Below are 13761 nucleotides of genomic sequence, written 5' to 3' on the forward strand. Positions count from 1 at the left end.
CGGAATGCGCACTGGCGGAAGAGCGAATTTGGCGACGCCGAGTTTTATCCGCCACGCGATGTGTATGAGCCACAGTTCGGGATTCGTCGAATTGTTGCGCGTCGCTCAACCGATGGGATTGCGAAACACGGGCGCAACCGTCACGAGAGTGTTTCGGACTCGGAGTTTGCTGAATTCCGGCGGGCGGAATCCGAAGATGGAGACGAGCGAGACGGGCGCGTCGAGCGCGTGATCAGGGCTCGGATTGATGCGGACCTACCATAAAGGGACGGAGCACCCGTGCCTCGTCCTGGCTCCGCATCTCAGAATGAGAGTGGAATGTGGCCGATAACCAACCCCACCCCCCTGCAGGGTAGGTGGGGCTGAGTGGTGGTGGGGTGTTGCAACTCGCCCGGTCAGTTGATGACCTGCACCACGGTGCGCGATTTCGGCTCGGCGATCACGCGCTGCTCGTTAACGACGGCATATGCGTAGGCGGGGTTCTCCGGCACCGGCGTCAGCACGACAGCCTCCGGAAGAGGCTTGCCGACAGCGATCGGCTGCTGCACGACGACGGATTGCTGCACCGGCTGCTGCTCGACGTAGGCGACGACCGGAGGAGGAGGCGGTGCGAGTGCGCCGCCTAGTGCGCCGCCGACTACGGCTCCAACGCCGGCCCCGATCGGGCCGCCGATTATGGCGCCAGTTGCAGCGCCGCCGACCATGCCCGTCGCAGTTCCGCCCTTACCCTCGTTGTTGGTCTGAGCGATAGCGGAACCCGCAAGCAATGTGGCTGCCGTTGCGATGAGTACAAGTTTTTTCATTGTCTCGTCCTCCTGTTGGATTCGTCAAAACAACGAACGGGCTGTGCAATGGTTCCGGTCTTGGGACTTTGGTCCGATTATCTTGAGGATCGCGCGAAAGTGAGCCTGTTCTTCATAGCTTTACTTTAGAAATTCATCCGATGGATAAAAATTACGGAGAAATAGTTGATCCGGAAATCACATCGACTCGTGGCAGCCCATCCACAATCACCCAATAGCTGGAAAGAACAACGCCGCTTGATCCAGAACAGCGACGACGTGACCGTGAGTCAGGCTTCGCGGTACCTTGTCGCTTGCGAATCCTCCGAATCGGCGCGCAAACAGGCTGTGTCCCGACGCGTTTCGGCGACTGTTGGCCGCGCGCGGCCGGCGCCGTCTGTGCCATACCGCCGGTCGACAACTATTTTTTCAAAGTCTCCGGCGATCGAGAGCGCGATTTGTGGCGGCGACGCGTGGGCCGTTCATCGGAGGTTCAGGCTTGACGGTGCAATGTAGTAGCAAGCGAAGGAGAGTATACGATGAAAAAACTCCTATCCGCCCTGACAGCCACAATCCTGGCCGTGTCCTTTGCCTTACCGCTAAACGCCGCACCGATTTTCGTGCCGAAATCCGAGCAAGTGCAGACCGGCCCTGTAGAACAGGTCAGACACCGGCGCCATCGCCATTGGCATGCGGATCGTCACTGGAACAGGCGTTACGCTTGGCGTTCCTGCCGCTATTATGGTCGGTGCTACCCTCGCCATTATGGGTACTACGGCTATCGTGACTACTACCGCTACCACCGGCGGCCGGGAGTCAGTATCTATTTTAACTTCTAGCCAGTAGCGCCCGCAGCATCGTCGCGTGCAAAGGGCTAAGTTCATGCGTTCGTTGCCAGAAATCTAGAACGCGGCTGGATTTCTGTGCTCGTCACAGGAGGCCAGCCACGGCGCGTCTGCGCCATGATTGACTTCACGCGTGACCTCCATGCGAGCTTTCCATTCGGACCCGCGCACTTGCGCGCTAGGCATTTCGCCTCACAGAAGGAAATCGCCAGCTGTGAGCGGCTTGAGTCCCGAAAGCTCGATCTGGAAGTCGGCGCGGCCGTCGCCGGTGACGTCGCCGTAGACGATCGTCTTGTCGTTGGCGGTGCCGGTGGTGTCGAAGGTCTTGTAGATCAGTTCTCCGGCCTTGCGCGTGAATTCGCCCTTACCGCGCCAGGTGAAGCCCTGGTTGCCGACAAGCGCGGTATTGGCGTCAATTGCCGTCAGGCTGATCACGTCGTCGCCATTGCCGAAGTCGGTAATGATGTCGCGATAGCCGGCGCCCGAGGCCGGGCCATAGGCGACATTGTTGACGTAGCCGGAGAAACCCTTTGCCGAGTCGTCTATCAGGTTGAAGACGAAGGTGTCGTTTCCTGCACCGCCAGTCAGCCGGTCCGCGCCGAGTCCGCCGACGATCGTGTCCTTGCCGGCCCCGCCATTGATCGTGTCATTGCCGGCGCCGCCGTCGAAATACTCGCTCGCGGCCGACGTGCCCGTCAGCGTGTTGGCGCCCGAACTGCCGACATAACGCTCGACGGCGTCGGCGACCGAGACCCGGACCGCTTTCGTCACTTCGGCGCCGGTCCCGATGGTCCTGTCGTCGACCAGGACGGAGACATCGAGGAAGGGATTGGTCTCGAAATCGAGCCGCGCGCCGGCCTTGAGCCACAGTGCGTTGTCATGGACGGCAAAGAGCGCGGAGTCGGCGCCCGCGAGCGTGAGGACGTTGCTGCCGAGCTTGTCGTCAGTGACGAGGAGATCGGCGACCTTGCGCTCGGAAGCGGTCGAGGCGTTTTCCGCGATGGCGGCGAGACGCTGCGTCAGGGCGAGCGACGGGGCGTCGTTGGCCGCGCTCACAGTGAAGGTGAAGGTGGCGGGAACGGGTGCCGAAAGGTCCTCGTTGCCGTCTTCCACAGCCACCTTGAAGGACGCCGCCGTCGTCTCCGAGCCGTTGTGGCGGAAGGTAACGAGGCCGGCTGCGAGCTGCGCGCCGGTGAAGCGCGTCGCCGCGACGCCGTTGACGAGCACGGTTCCGTTGGTGACGCTGGAGACGTTGAAGGCAACGCCCGCGGCCGTGTCGTCCGGGTCAGTGAAGCCGAGATCGGCGGCAACGAGCTTGTAGCTGCCGCCTTCCGTGACCGTCGCCTTGAGATCGCCGGTAAGGCGAGGGGCATCGTTGACCGGGTTGACGGTGAAGTTGAACGTCGCGGGAATGGGTGGCGTTGTCTCGTATCCGTCCGATGCGGTGAACTGGAAGGAGGCCGATGAGGTCTCCGACCCATTGTGACGGAAGGTGACGAGGCCATTCTTGATGTCGGCCGCAGTGAAGCTCGTCGTCTCGGCGCCGTTGACGAACACTACGCCGTTTTTCAGGTTGGAAACCTGAATTTCGATGTAGGGTGCGGCACCGTCCGGATCGGTGAAGTTGACGTCAGCGACGGTAAGCTTGTAGCTGCCGCCCTCCGCAACCGCGGCCCTGAGATCGCCGGTGCGGATCGGTGCGTCGTTGATGGAATCGATCGACAAAAGGAACCTGTCGGTGCCGTCGTCCACATGAACATAGAACGGAGCGAAATAGTCTTCCGAGCCGTCGTGCTGGAAGGTGACGAGCCCGTTCGCAAGCTGTGCTCCCGTGAATTGCGAGGCCTCGGCTCCGTTTACCAGGAGTTTTCCGTGGTTCACCCCGGATACTGTGAATACGGCGTCGGCGGCATTGTCGGCCGGGTCGCTGAAAAAATCCTCGACCGTGAATGTATACGAGGCCCCCTCGGCCAGCGAGGCCTGCCTGTCGCCAGTGAGACTTGGGGCTCCGAAGGAGCCATCGATGACGATGTCGTTCTGTCCGCCGATCGAATGGCTCCCTCCGACGCTTGGCAAGGTGAGGAGGGCGTCGAGGGAGTTGAGCGCTTTGATGGTTGCGCCGTTCAGCATCAGCGCATTGATGGAGGCGTAGTCCAGATCGGCGCTCGAGTCGCCCTTCTGCACCGTATAGGCGAAGGTGAGCGTCTTGCTTCCCGAACCACCAAGGTAAACGGCCTCGCGATCGATAGCTCCCGTCTCGAGGAGCAGCGTCGGGCGCCCGCCAGTGGTATCGACGGAGATCGCCTTGTCGAAGGTCACAACGATGGTGACCGTATCGCGCATATGGTAGGTGGTATCGAACATACCCTCGACATTGACCACCTTGGGCGGACCGACATTGATGGCGATCGTGTCGGTATCGCTCTGCATGCCGCCCGATCCTGCAAGCCCCAGATCGTTGGTGGTGATCTGCAGCGAAGCGGGGCCGGAGTAGCCTCCCGTCGGCAGGAACGACATCCCGTTCAGCGCCGTGTTGATGTCGGTAACGGTCCCCTCGAAGGTCATCGTCGAATCGGCGCTGCCGCTGCCGGTGATGAAGACCAGTCCGGTCGTTCCCGCGAGCGCGAGCACACCGTTGCTTGCCGTCAGTGTCACCCGCACCGTGCCGCCGCCGGCATCGGTATCCGAGATCGTGATCGCATTGCCGTTGCCGCTGCTGAAGAGAACGGGCGCATCCGTCTCGGTCACCTGCTGTACCGGCACATGGTTGACCGGCGCGTCGTTCACCGCGGTCACCACAAACGTCACGGTCGCTGGGGTCGTCAACGCACCGCCGATGCCGCTATTTCCGCCGTCATTGACCAATGCGGTCAGCACCACGTTGGATGTGGTGTTGGCGGCCGGGGTGAAGGTCACGTTGGATGCGGCGATGAAGGCGTTGATGTCGGCGATCGAACCGCTCAGCGTCAGCGACCCGGTTCCGCTTCCGGCTACGGCGACGCCGCCTCCCGAGGAGCCTGCGAGCGTGCCCGAAGCGAGCGAGAGCGTCACGCTAATCGAAGCGGACCCGGCATCGACATCGCTGATGATTATGCCGGTGATCGCCGTTGCCGTGTCCTCGTCGACTGCGATCGAAATGGGCGCGGTTACCACCGGCCCGTCATTGACTGGCGTCACGGCAAGCGTCACCGTGTCGCTGCCGGTTTGCGCGCCGCCGCTGCCGGTGTTCCCGCCATCGTTGATCGTCGCCGTCAGCGTCACATTGCCCGTGGCGTTGGCGGCTGTCGTGTAGGCGACGTTCGCGGCAGCGATAAAGGCATTGATGTTGGCGATCGTCCCGGTGAGGGTCAGTGCGGTCCCGCTTCCCCCGACCGTCACGCCACCGCCGCTGGTGGCGGCAAGGCTTCCGGCGCCGACCGAGAGCGTGACGGTTACGCTTGCACCACCCGCGTCGGTGTCGGAGAAGCTGATCCCGGTGATCGCGGTTGCAACGTCTTCGACGACGCTGATGCTGGCCGGAACCGTCACCTCAGGCGCATCGTTGACTGACGTCAGCGCGACGGTCTTGGTGGCGATATTGCTGCTTTCCAGCCCGTCATCGATCGCGAAGCTGATCGTTCTCGTCGCAGTCGTCGGCAAATTCGAGCTGTTCGTGTAGGTGACGGCGCGCAGCGCAGCCTGCCATTCGGCCAGCGTCGCCGTGCCGCCCGCGGAGATCAGCGTCAGCACGCCGGTCGCGGCGTCGTAGGACGCCGCGATGTTGCCCATCGTGCCGCCATCATTCGTGAAGCCGAGAACATCCTGGCCGGACTGGAAATTGCCGGTAATGGCAACCGTGGCGGAGGCGAGGGTGGTGTTGTCGCTGTCGGAGACGGTAATGCCGCCATCGACGGTGATTGCTGCATTGCCCTCGGCAAACGCGGCACTGCCGCCGGATGTGGTCACGACCGGAGCGTCATTCGGAGAAACGAGATTTATCGTCGTCTGTGTCGATGCCGACGTGCCGCTCTCGGCATCGCGAACGGTCAGCGAGATGGTTCTCGTGCCGCTGGGGGACGCACCCAGGTTGCTATAGGTAAGATTGTGGATGATGGCGTCGATTGCCGCGGTCGTTGCGCTGCCATTGAGCGTGACTTGCAGGAAGCTCGAGCTCGTGCCGCCTCCGCTCAACGTTCCGATCACTACGCCGCCATAGGTGACATCGCTGCCGGAAATGCCGATCTGTCCGGCGGCGGTGCCTTCGTTGCGCAGGCCGAGCGCATCTTCGCCCGCGATGCGCCCGGAAAGCGTGAAGCGGACCTGTCCGCCGCTCCAGCCGGTGTTGTCGGGGTCGGTGACGGCGGCGAGACTGGCGGTGTCGACGAGGACAGCGCTCTGGCTGCCACTAACGTAGTCCTTCGCGTCGGCGGCATCGAAATTCGCGACGACCGGTCGATTGTTCGAGTCGATCGTTATGTTGTCGAGCCAGAAGCTCATCGTGCCGGTCGTGGTCGTGTCCGGAATGATGATGTCGGCCAGGCTGAGCGACGTTCCCCTTGCGACGGCGGGAACGCTGCCGCCAAAGCTCGCTCGATAGTAGTACGGCCCGACGCCGTCTCCGTGGATCCCGTCATCGGGCCAGGATGTGCTGTCGACATTCAAGGAGGGTGCCCAGCCGCCGCTGACCATCGGATCAGCGTTCACACTGATCTGGTAGTCGTAGAAGTCGATCAGCGCGCCCGTTGCGCTGGTGATGGTGATCGTGAACTGCTCGCCGCCATAGGCCGGATCCTCGGTGAAGTTGAACCGGCCGTTATCGAAATTGGCGCTCCAGTTGCCTTGCGCCGCTATCGTGAAGACCAGCCCGCCGGCGCTGAGGGTGGTGTCGGCCCCGCCCGCCGATCCGTCGGTGATCTGGCCGGCGGAAAAGTCGATCAATGTCTGCGCCATGTCTGCACTCCTGCGATGGTCCACCGGTCTGCTGGCGACAGCGGTGCCAAATGAATGTCGGCGATTGCCGGCTTACGGACGGGAGTTGGGCCGGCCATCAAGGCTCTGGGCTCACCCGTCCCTGCTGATTATCGATCTACAGTGCCGATCGCCCTTCGAGGCGTGCGAAAAAATCACTGTAATATCTCGTTTAAATAAGATTTTTGTCTCTAACTTTGTTGAAGGCCAATGCCTTCGCCTCCGCCCCTCGTTCACCCCCGACGGCTGACGTTCCCCTTCGTCAAGCCTTAAAGTCGCCACCTCAGCCCGACGCGCACGACATCGAAATCGAGGTCGTTCTCGAAGCGCGGGAAAGCGCCGGCCGGATCGATTGCCGCGCCGGTGGCGGTGACATTGTCGAAATCGTAATGGAGATATTCGAGCGAGGCCGACCAGTTCGGCGCGAGGCGCCATTCCGCCCCGGCGCCGGCCACCCAGCCGGTCTTGACGCCTCCGCCGGAGACATCCATGAGGCCGATCGTCGGGAAGGTCTGCGTGTCGAAGGCTCGTACGTCGATATCGGCGACCGCCAAACCGCCGGTTACGTAGAACAGGAGGTCCTCGGCGGCGATGCCGGCGCGCAGGCGCGCGGTACCGGCCCAATCGGTGTCGAAGCTCGTTCGCGTGTCTCCAACGATCTTCGATGCCCCGCCGGAGCTGAGGTCCATCAGGCTGAAATCGATCGCACCGCCGAACACCAGCGACAGCCCGTCGACGTCCACTTGCCGGTCGCATCCGGCCTCGACGCCGCCGATCGCTGCGTGGTCGTCGCTCTCGATCACCTCATAGGGTGCGCCGAGGCTGTTCCAGGATGTGCCCGTGCCGGCGAAGGCGCCTTCGGTAAACGGTGAATCGGTCGCCTCTGCTTTGGCGTGCGCGTAACCTGCATGGGCGCCGACATAGCAGCCGGACCAGTTGCTTGAGGCGGCCTCATGTGTGAGATCGCCGGCTTGCACTCCGTAAGCGCAAAGCAACAGCGCTCCCGCGGCAAGCCCCGCGGACAAATTATGGCCGGACATGCATTCCTCATGAGGTCAAGAACAGATGCGATTGGCGAACGCCTTTCGCGTTATGCGAGCATAGAGGGCGTCGGGCAGCAGGAAAAGCCGGAGGTAAAAATAATATTAATGGACCTTTGCTTCCGCGCGAACGGAGAAAATAATGCACTATTCAACGCATTACGGAGATCTCTTCGTCCTGTAAGAGATCTCCGTATGTGTTTGACTCCACGCTGCGCGTAAAGATTTGGCAGGTGGTGTGGCAGATTCAGCGCGCCATCTGCAGCGTCAGCTTGCGCTCTGCGCGCTCCTGCTGGGGCGAGCGATTGTAGAGCTCGCGATAACACTTGGAGAAATGTGAGGCGGAGACGAAGCCGCAGGCAACGGCCACCTCGACCACCGGCATCGACGATTGGATCAGCAGATGACGGGCACGGTCGAGCCGGATCTCAAGATAGTAGCGTGCCGGCGAGCGACCCATTTCCTGGCGGAAAAGACGCTCGATCTGGCGGCGGGAAAGATCGGCGTTCTCGGCGATCTCCAGCAGCGACAGAGGTTCGGCGAGATTGCTTTCCATCAGCTCGATGATCGACAGAACCTTGGAGTTCTGCACGCCGAGACGGGCCCTGAGCGGCAGGCGCTGGCGGTCATGCGGTCCGCGCACGCGGTCGGTCAGCGCCTGTTCGCAGACGCGATTTACGAGGCTCTCGCCGAAATCCTGATCGATCAGGTTCAGCATCATGTCGAGCGAGGCGGTGCCGCCGGCACAAGTGTAAATGTTGCTGTCGATCTCGTAGAGATCGGCATAGACCTCGGCCTGCGGGAAGCTTTCCGAGAAGCCGGGCAGGTTTTCCCAGTGGATGGCGCAGCGCTTGCCCGTGAGGAGGCCTGCGGATGCCAGCACATGGGCACCGGTACAGAGACTGCCGACGGCGACGCCGCGGTTGTAGACCTCGCGCAGCCAGGCGTTGACCGACTTGTTCTGGAAATCCTCGACATAGATGCCGGAACAGACGAGCACCATCGACGGCCGGTTCTCGCCGCCGAGAAACTTGCGCTCGTCGGCAAGGGAGGTGTTGACCTCGAGCGCGATGCCGCTGGAGGAAAAGACCTTCTGACCGTCTGTGGAGGCGAGGCGCCATGTATAGGCCTCGTAACCGAGCATCCGGTTGGCGATGCGGAGCGTTTCGATCGCCGCCGAGAAGGGCAGCATGGAAAAGTTCGGCACCAGAAAGAAAACGAGCGAACGCTTTTTGGTCAGGGGTTTGTTCATGAGGCCTCCCAGGCTTACGCTGCGCATATTCGTCGCGTGGAACAGGCCGCTCGGCTTGTCAATTTGCGACATTGACATGGAAAGCCGCGACTGCAAAGAAATTTCCCATTGCGACATGGCGACAATGGCGACCGTCTCCGGCCGCTTTCCGCCGATTTTGTGAAATAGCGACACAATGCGTCCGGTGCATGGCGCAATCTGGCAAAAAACGCTCTGGCTGAGTTGCGTTTGCACTTGCGTCTCTTGGTTGTAACGTTGTTGATTGCGACCTCTCGAAAGGGCGCTTCGGGCGTGTCGGTATTTGACAAGCTCTCTTGCGCGGCCCGCAGTGTGCGACGCGAGCCTCATCAATACCGGAGGCGTCCTGCGCAGTCGCCCGGTTCGGCGGCGTTTCCGGCGAGCTTGCTCTTGGGGTAAATATAGGGTACTCCCCTATGCTATGCACACGATCCGGAACCAAACGAAACTGCTCGCCCGCGTCCGCCGCCTGAAGGGACAGATGGAGGCGATCGAGCGCGCGCTGGAGGCCGAGCGGCCCTGCGGCGAAATCCTCAACCTGGTGGCCTCGGTGCGCGGCGCGGTCCAAGGCCTTACTGTCGAGTTGATCGAGGACCATATTCGCGAACATGTTGCCGCGCCGGGGACGGGCGCCGATCGCGAGCAGGAGCAGCGCGCCCGCGAGCAGGGCGCCGACGAATTGATCGAAGTCGTCAGGAGATACCTGAAATGAACAAGGCCCATCTTTCCGCCTCGTCCGGCCACGATCATGTGTTTCTCGGTGAGAATCACCAGCGCAACGAGCGCCGCACCTGGTTCGTCATTGCGCTGACCGCGACAATGATGGTCGCGGAAATCGCGGCGGGCACGTTCTATGGCTCGATGGCGCTCGTCGCCGATGGCTGGCACATGTCGACGCATGCCGCCGCCATGCTGATTGCGGCGCTCGCCTATCTCTTTGCCCGACGCAACGCTCGCAACCGCCGTTTCACCTTCGGCACCGGCAAGCTCGGCGATCTCGCCGGTTTCGCAAGCGCGATCGTGCTTGCGCTGATTGCACTGCTGATCGGCTGGGAAAGCCTCGTCCGTCTCATGAACCCGGTGGCGATCAGCTTCCCGCAGGCGATTTCCGTCGCCGTGCTCGGCCTTGTCGTCAATCTCGTCAGCGCCTGGCTGCTGCGTGATGATCATTCCCATCATCACCATCACCACCACCACGATCACGATCATGCGCAGGGTGCGCGCGGCCATGGCCGCGACAACAATCTGCGCGCCGCCTATCTGCACGTGCTGGCGGATGCACTGACCTCGGTCCTGGCGATCGTCGCCCTGGCAGCGGGAAGTCTTTACGGCTGGCTGTGGCTCGATCCCTTGATGGGCGTTGTCGGCGCGCTGGTCATCGCCCGCTGGTCCGCGGGCCTGATCCGCGACGCCGGCAGCGTGCTTCTGGATTACATTCCGGCGGGCGAGGAGCTACCGGAGGAGATCCGCGCGGCGATCGAGAGGGACGGCGATCGCATCACGGATCTCCACGTCTGGCAGCTCGGCCCCGGCCATCACGGCGCCATCGTTTCGCTGGTGACGAAAAATCCGCAAAGCCCATCGCTCTATCGCGACAAGCTCCGGCATCTCCACGAGCTCTCGCACGTGACGGTCGAAGTCGAGCGCCTGGCGGCATGAAATTGCGCGCCGCTGTCTGCATCGGCCCGGGTGGCTGAGCGATGCGGCAGAAAGTAACACTTGGAACGGAAGCATCCGTTAGGTTATCCAGCGTACCCAAGGCGCCCGAAGGAGGACGCGTGTGAACGGTACGATGCATTTTCTCAACAGTCTGGGTCTGATGGCGTTGCTGGCGATCTTCTACGGCTCGCTGCTGCGTCGACGCATGTCAAGTGCGCTGCGGAAAGTGGTGATGGGCTTGCTGTTCGGCGGTGCGGCGGCGATCGCGGTTTTCCAACCCATCTATCTAGGCTCCGGCGTGCTGGTCGATGCGCGCAACCTCATCGTCGGTTGCGCTTCCGCATTCTTCGGCCCGCTCGGAGCCTCCGCCACGCTGATCATCACCGCCATCGCCCGCGTCCATGCCGGTGGAATCGGATTGTCGGCCGGGCTTGCATCCATGGTCATCGCCTATCTGATGGGAGTCATCTGGGCGCAATCGGTGCGATCGCGGTTGAACAGCACCTTCGTGAGCTTCCTCGCGCTTGGCGCGATGATTTCGCTCAGCCTGCTCGGCACGCTGCTGCTGCCGGCGGTGCTTCGAACGAAACTTTTGTCCGAGATCGGCGCCTTCAGCGTCGGCTTCAATCTCTTCGGAGCGGTCATTCTCGGTGGCTTCATCGACAGGGAACGGCGGCACGCGGCGCGTGAGTCGCGGCTCAGCAATGAAGCAAAGACCGATCCGCTGACCGGCCTCCTGAACAGGCGCAGTTTCCAGGAGCGATACGAACGGCAGGCGCAGGAGCGCAACCGCATCGGCTCGGCCCTGCTGGTTGTCGACCTCGACCATTTCAAGGATATCAACGACGCCAATGGCCACGACGTCGGCGACATCGTGCTGCAGTCCGTCGGCCGCCTGCTGAGCGACACCGTACGGCAAAGCGATGTAGTCGCCAGGATGGGCGGCGAGGAGTTCGTGGTTTTCCTGCCGAACACGGAATTCGGCAGCGCCAGGTCATTGGCGGAACGCATCCGGCAGAATGTCCAGGGGGCAGGCCTCGAGGTGGATGGCAGGCAGATCAGCATCACCACAAGCGTTGGCGGACACTGGCACCATGGCATCGTCGATCTCGCCGTGGCGCTGAAGCAGGCCGACGTCGCCCTCTACCGGGCTAAGGAAAGCGGCCGCAACAGGGTGGAGTTCAACCTGGCCGCCTGAGGCTGGAACTTCCGGGACCATTAGCATCCGGACGAGCCGCGAACCGCGCAAGGCCTCAAACAAAAAGGGCATTCCGTTTCGGGAATGCCCTTGGAGGAGGTCAAGTCTTGCCCGATGTCGGGCGGGAGGACATTTAACGTCGGCGCTCATTGTTCGGTCTTGTGGACCTCGTCGTCGGCGGACGGGAAGCCGATATCCTTCAGGGTGTCGTAGGACAGGCTTTCCAGGACGACTTCATTGCGGTGCCGCTTCCAGGCGGCCCAGGCGCGCGCGCGCAGGTTGAACAGGCCGGGCAGGGCGGACAGCCCGTGGCTCGATGACGATGATGACTGGTTCGTGGACATTTCTGGTTCCTTCTGAGTCTCTCAAAAGGTCGCGACCATGAAAGTACATATGGTGCAACCTCATTGATCATTCAAACGAATATGTTTGATGCTTTTCATCAAACATGGTGATCGGTTGCCGCCTTATGAAACAACTCTATCCGATAGCGTCACCGGTTGTTGTTCCGCGAGTAACAGGTCATTCCTGACCCGTGCCGGAAGTTTCGCCAGTTCGCGGCGGGTTTCCACCCGGTTCCTGGCAATGTTGCTCGCGTGCCGCCTTGTAGCGATCCGGTCGATAAGGGACCGGGCGCGCGACAGGAGGGCGAGGACGATGTCGCCGTCTCCGGCGATCTTCGAGGGAAGCGCCGCAGTTTCCGGCTGAAGCCGAACGATCGCGTCCTGCTTGGTCTTGGCTGCCATCTGCCTGCCGCCTTTGACGTAAGAGGCATTGCCGTGCGGTGTAAACACCAATGTCAACGCAGACATGAGCTTCCTCCTTCCGGGATCGCGCTGCCCTGGATCGGGTCGATCCAGAAGCATGGACGGGATCGGTTCCTCTGAAGTTCGGGCGGGACGTGGGCGAAAAATTCGCTTCCCCCTTGTCTGATCCTGCCCTGAACCTTCCTTGCAGCTTGACTATCGCCCACCAGTGATGTTCAATCAAACGAAATGAAATCATGTTATCTTTCAGATTTTCTGAATGAGGATTCCGCCATGAACATGATGTTGCGCCACGCGCTCCCGCTCCTCGAAATGGACGTGCTGAAGACCTTTGTCGCCATTGCCGAAACCGGCAACTTTACGACTGCGGCGGAGACCGTCTACCGCACGCCGTCGGCTGTCTCGATGCAGATCAAAAAGCTGGAGGAGCTGCTCGGCTGCACGCTGTTCCTGCGCGACGCGCGCTCGGTGTCGCTGACACCGAAGGGCGAAATGCTGCTTGGCTTTGCCCGGCGGCTATTGTCGCTCAACAATGAAACGGTATCGCGGTTCCTTCTGCCCGACATGAACGGCGTCGTCCGGGTCGGCGCGCCGGAGGATGTCGGCGAGCGGATCCTCCCGGACGTGCTGAAGCGCTTTGCCGACTCCTACCCGAATGTCACCGTCGACGTATCGATCGGCATGAGCAACGCCATGCGCAAGCGGGTCGACGAGCATCGGCTCGACATCGCCATCTTCAACAGCCTGACCGACGATGTGCCGAAGGACACGGAAATCCTGATGCAGGAAAAACTTGTCTGGGCCGGCGTGAAATGCGGCAATGCGCATCTGCGCGATCCTCTGCCGGTTTCCATGTGGGAAGACGGCTGCGTCTGGCGCGCCGATGCGGTCGAGAAGCTGTCCCGGGCGGGGCGCAAGTTCCGCATCGCGTTCCTGAGCGCCTATACCACCGGGCAGCGGGCCGCGGTGCTCGCCGGACTCGCCATTGCGCCGCTGCCGCGCTATCTCGTCCGCGGCGAGATGGTGCCGCTCGGCGAACACGACGGGCTGCCGGATCTCGGCCATTACGACATTGGGCTCAAGGTCATCGATGATGCGCCGGCGCCGGTGCTGGCGGTCGCCGAACATGTGCGCGCCGCCTTTGCTGAACTGCAGATGCAGTAGATCCGTTCAACTCATTGAAGAGTCGCGTTCTGGCGCCGCGTGTTCGATCGAATGCGCGGCGCTTCGCTTTCCGGGACTGTCGTCGCACG

General features: G+C 62.0%; 11 protein-coding genes. 5 read left to right on the plus strand and 6 right to left on the minus strand.

The window, feature by feature from the left end; genetic code table 11:
- Window positions 1–395: 395 nt before the first annotated feature.
- Complete coding sequence (locus tag ILFOPFJJ_RS22600; RefSeq protein WP_173512795.1) at window positions 396–803, minus strand: DUF1236 domain-containing protein; 408 nt, start codon at window positions 801–803, stop codon at window positions 396–398.
- A gap of 518 nt (window positions 804–1321) precedes the next feature.
- On the opposite strand from ILFOPFJJ_RS22600, the gene ILFOPFJJ_RS35170 reads away from it, so the two are divergent.
- On the plus strand, window positions 1322–1621 hold the full coding sequence (locus ILFOPFJJ_RS35170; RefSeq protein WP_246299736.1) for a hypothetical protein: 300 nt from the start codon (window positions 1322–1324) through the stop codon (window positions 1619–1621).
- A gap of 198 nt (window positions 1622–1819) precedes the next feature.
- On the opposite strand, the gene ILFOPFJJ_RS22605 is transcribed toward ILFOPFJJ_RS35170, so the two are convergent.
- The 3 genes from ILFOPFJJ_RS22605 to ILFOPFJJ_RS22615 all read right to left on the minus strand — a co-directional run bounded on the left by ILFOPFJJ_RS22605 (window position 1820) and on the right by ILFOPFJJ_RS22615 (window position 8866).
- Window positions 1820–6556, minus strand: a complete 4737-nt coding sequence (locus ILFOPFJJ_RS22605) for a beta strand repeat-containing protein (RefSeq protein WP_173512796.1) — start codon at window positions 6554–6556, stop codon at window positions 1820–1822.
- Window positions 6557–6843: 287 nt separating this feature from the next.
- Window positions 6844–7614, minus strand: coding sequence for an outer membrane protein (locus ILFOPFJJ_RS22610; RefSeq protein ID WP_173512797.1), 771 nt, complete (start codon window positions 7612–7614; stop codon window positions 6844–6846).
- Window positions 7615–7861: 247 nt separating this feature from the next.
- A complete protein-coding gene (locus tag ILFOPFJJ_RS22615) occupies window positions 7862–8866 on the minus strand; it encodes a GlxA family transcriptional regulator (RefSeq protein ID WP_173512798.1) in 1005 nt (334 codons plus the stop codon).
- A 439-nt stretch (window positions 8867–9305) separates the two neighbouring features.
- Between ILFOPFJJ_RS22615 and ILFOPFJJ_RS22620 the strand changes: the two genes are divergently transcribed.
- The 3 genes from ILFOPFJJ_RS22620 (at window position 9306) to ILFOPFJJ_RS22630 (ending at window position 11741) form a co-directional block, all read left to right on the plus strand.
- A complete protein-coding gene (locus ILFOPFJJ_RS22620) occupies window positions 9306–9596 on the plus strand; it encodes a metal/formaldehyde-sensitive transcriptional repressor (RefSeq protein ID WP_173512799.1) in 291 nt (96 codons plus the stop codon).
- Window positions 9593–10543: a CDF family Co(II)/Ni(II) efflux transporter DmeF gene (gene dmeF, locus ILFOPFJJ_RS22625; protein ID WP_173512800.1), complete on the plus strand. Its 951-nt coding sequence runs from the start codon at window positions 9593–9595 to the stop codon at window positions 10541–10543. The genes ILFOPFJJ_RS22620 and dmeF overlap by 4 nt, the downstream gene beginning before the upstream one ends.
- Before the next feature lie 121 nt (window positions 10544–10664).
- Window positions 10665–11741, plus strand: coding sequence for a diguanylate cyclase (locus ILFOPFJJ_RS22630; protein ID WP_173512801.1), 1077 nt, complete (start codon window positions 10665–10667; stop codon window positions 11739–11741).
- Between the two features lie 146 nt (window positions 11742–11887).
- On the opposite strand, the gene ILFOPFJJ_RS22635 is transcribed toward ILFOPFJJ_RS22630, so the two are convergent.
- Both ILFOPFJJ_RS22635 and ILFOPFJJ_RS35175 read right to left on the minus strand, forming a co-directional pair.
- Window positions 11888–12085, minus strand: a complete 198-nt coding sequence (locus ILFOPFJJ_RS22635; RefSeq protein ID WP_173512802.1) for a hypothetical protein — start codon at window positions 12083–12085, stop codon at window positions 11888–11890.
- A 123-nt stretch (window positions 12086–12208) separates the two neighbouring features.
- A complete protein-coding gene (locus ILFOPFJJ_RS35175) occupies window positions 12209–12553 on the minus strand; it encodes a hypothetical protein (protein WP_246299737.1) in 345 nt (114 codons plus the stop codon).
- Window positions 12554–12781: 228 nt separating this feature from the next.
- Between ILFOPFJJ_RS35175 and ILFOPFJJ_RS22645 the strand changes: the two genes are divergently transcribed.
- Window positions 12782–13672 carry a LysR substrate-binding domain-containing protein gene (locus ILFOPFJJ_RS22645; RefSeq protein ID WP_173512803.1) on the plus strand — a complete coding sequence of 297 codons (891 nt, stop codon included), beginning with the start codon at window positions 12782–12784 and terminating at the stop codon, window positions 13670–13672.
- Window positions 13673–13761 lie beyond the last annotated feature (89 nt).

Origin of the sequence: Sinorhizobium psoraleae (genome assembly GCF_013283645.1) — a bacterium.
In the GTDB taxonomy this organism is placed as follows: domain Bacteria; phylum Pseudomonadota; class Alphaproteobacteria; order Rhizobiales; family Rhizobiaceae; genus Sinorhizobium; species Sinorhizobium psoraleae.

Coding starts and splice junctions, on each gene's coding strand:
- ILFOPFJJ_RS22600 (WP_173512795.1), bottom strand. CDS start 803: ATGAAAAAACTTGTACTCATCGCAACGGCAGCCACATTGCTTGCGGGT.
- ILFOPFJJ_RS35170 (WP_246299736.1), top strand. CDS start 1,322: ATGAAAAAACTCCTATCCGCCCTGACAGCCACAATCCTGGCCGTGTCC.
- ILFOPFJJ_RS22605 (WP_173512796.1), bottom strand. CDS start 6,556: ATGGCGCAGACATTGATCGACTTTTCCGCCGGCCAGATCACCGACGGA.
- ILFOPFJJ_RS22610 (WP_173512797.1), bottom strand. CDS start 7,614: ATGTCCGGCCATAATTTGTCCGCGGGGCTTGCCGCGGGAGCGCTGTTG.
- ILFOPFJJ_RS22615 (WP_173512798.1), bottom strand. CDS start 8,866: ATGAACAAACCCCTGACCAAAAAGCGTTCGCTCGTTTTCTTTCTGGTG.
- ILFOPFJJ_RS22620 (WP_173512799.1), top strand. CDS start 9,306: ATGCACACGATCCGGAACCAAACGAAACTGCTCGCCCGCGTCCGCCGC.
- dmeF (WP_173512800.1), top strand. CDS start 9,593: ATGAACAAGGCCCATCTTTCCGCCTCGTCCGGCCACGATCATGTGTTT.
- ILFOPFJJ_RS22635 (WP_173512802.1), bottom strand. CDS start 12,085: ATGTCCACGAACCAGTCATCATCGTCATCGAGCCACGGGCTGTCCGCC.
- ILFOPFJJ_RS35175 (WP_246299737.1), bottom strand. CDS start 12,553: ATGTCTGCGTTGACATTGGTGTTTACACCGCACGGCAATGCCTCTTAC.
- ILFOPFJJ_RS22645 (WP_173512803.1), top strand. CDS start 12,782: ATGAACATGATGTTGCGCCACGCGCTCCCGCTCCTCGAAATGGACGTG.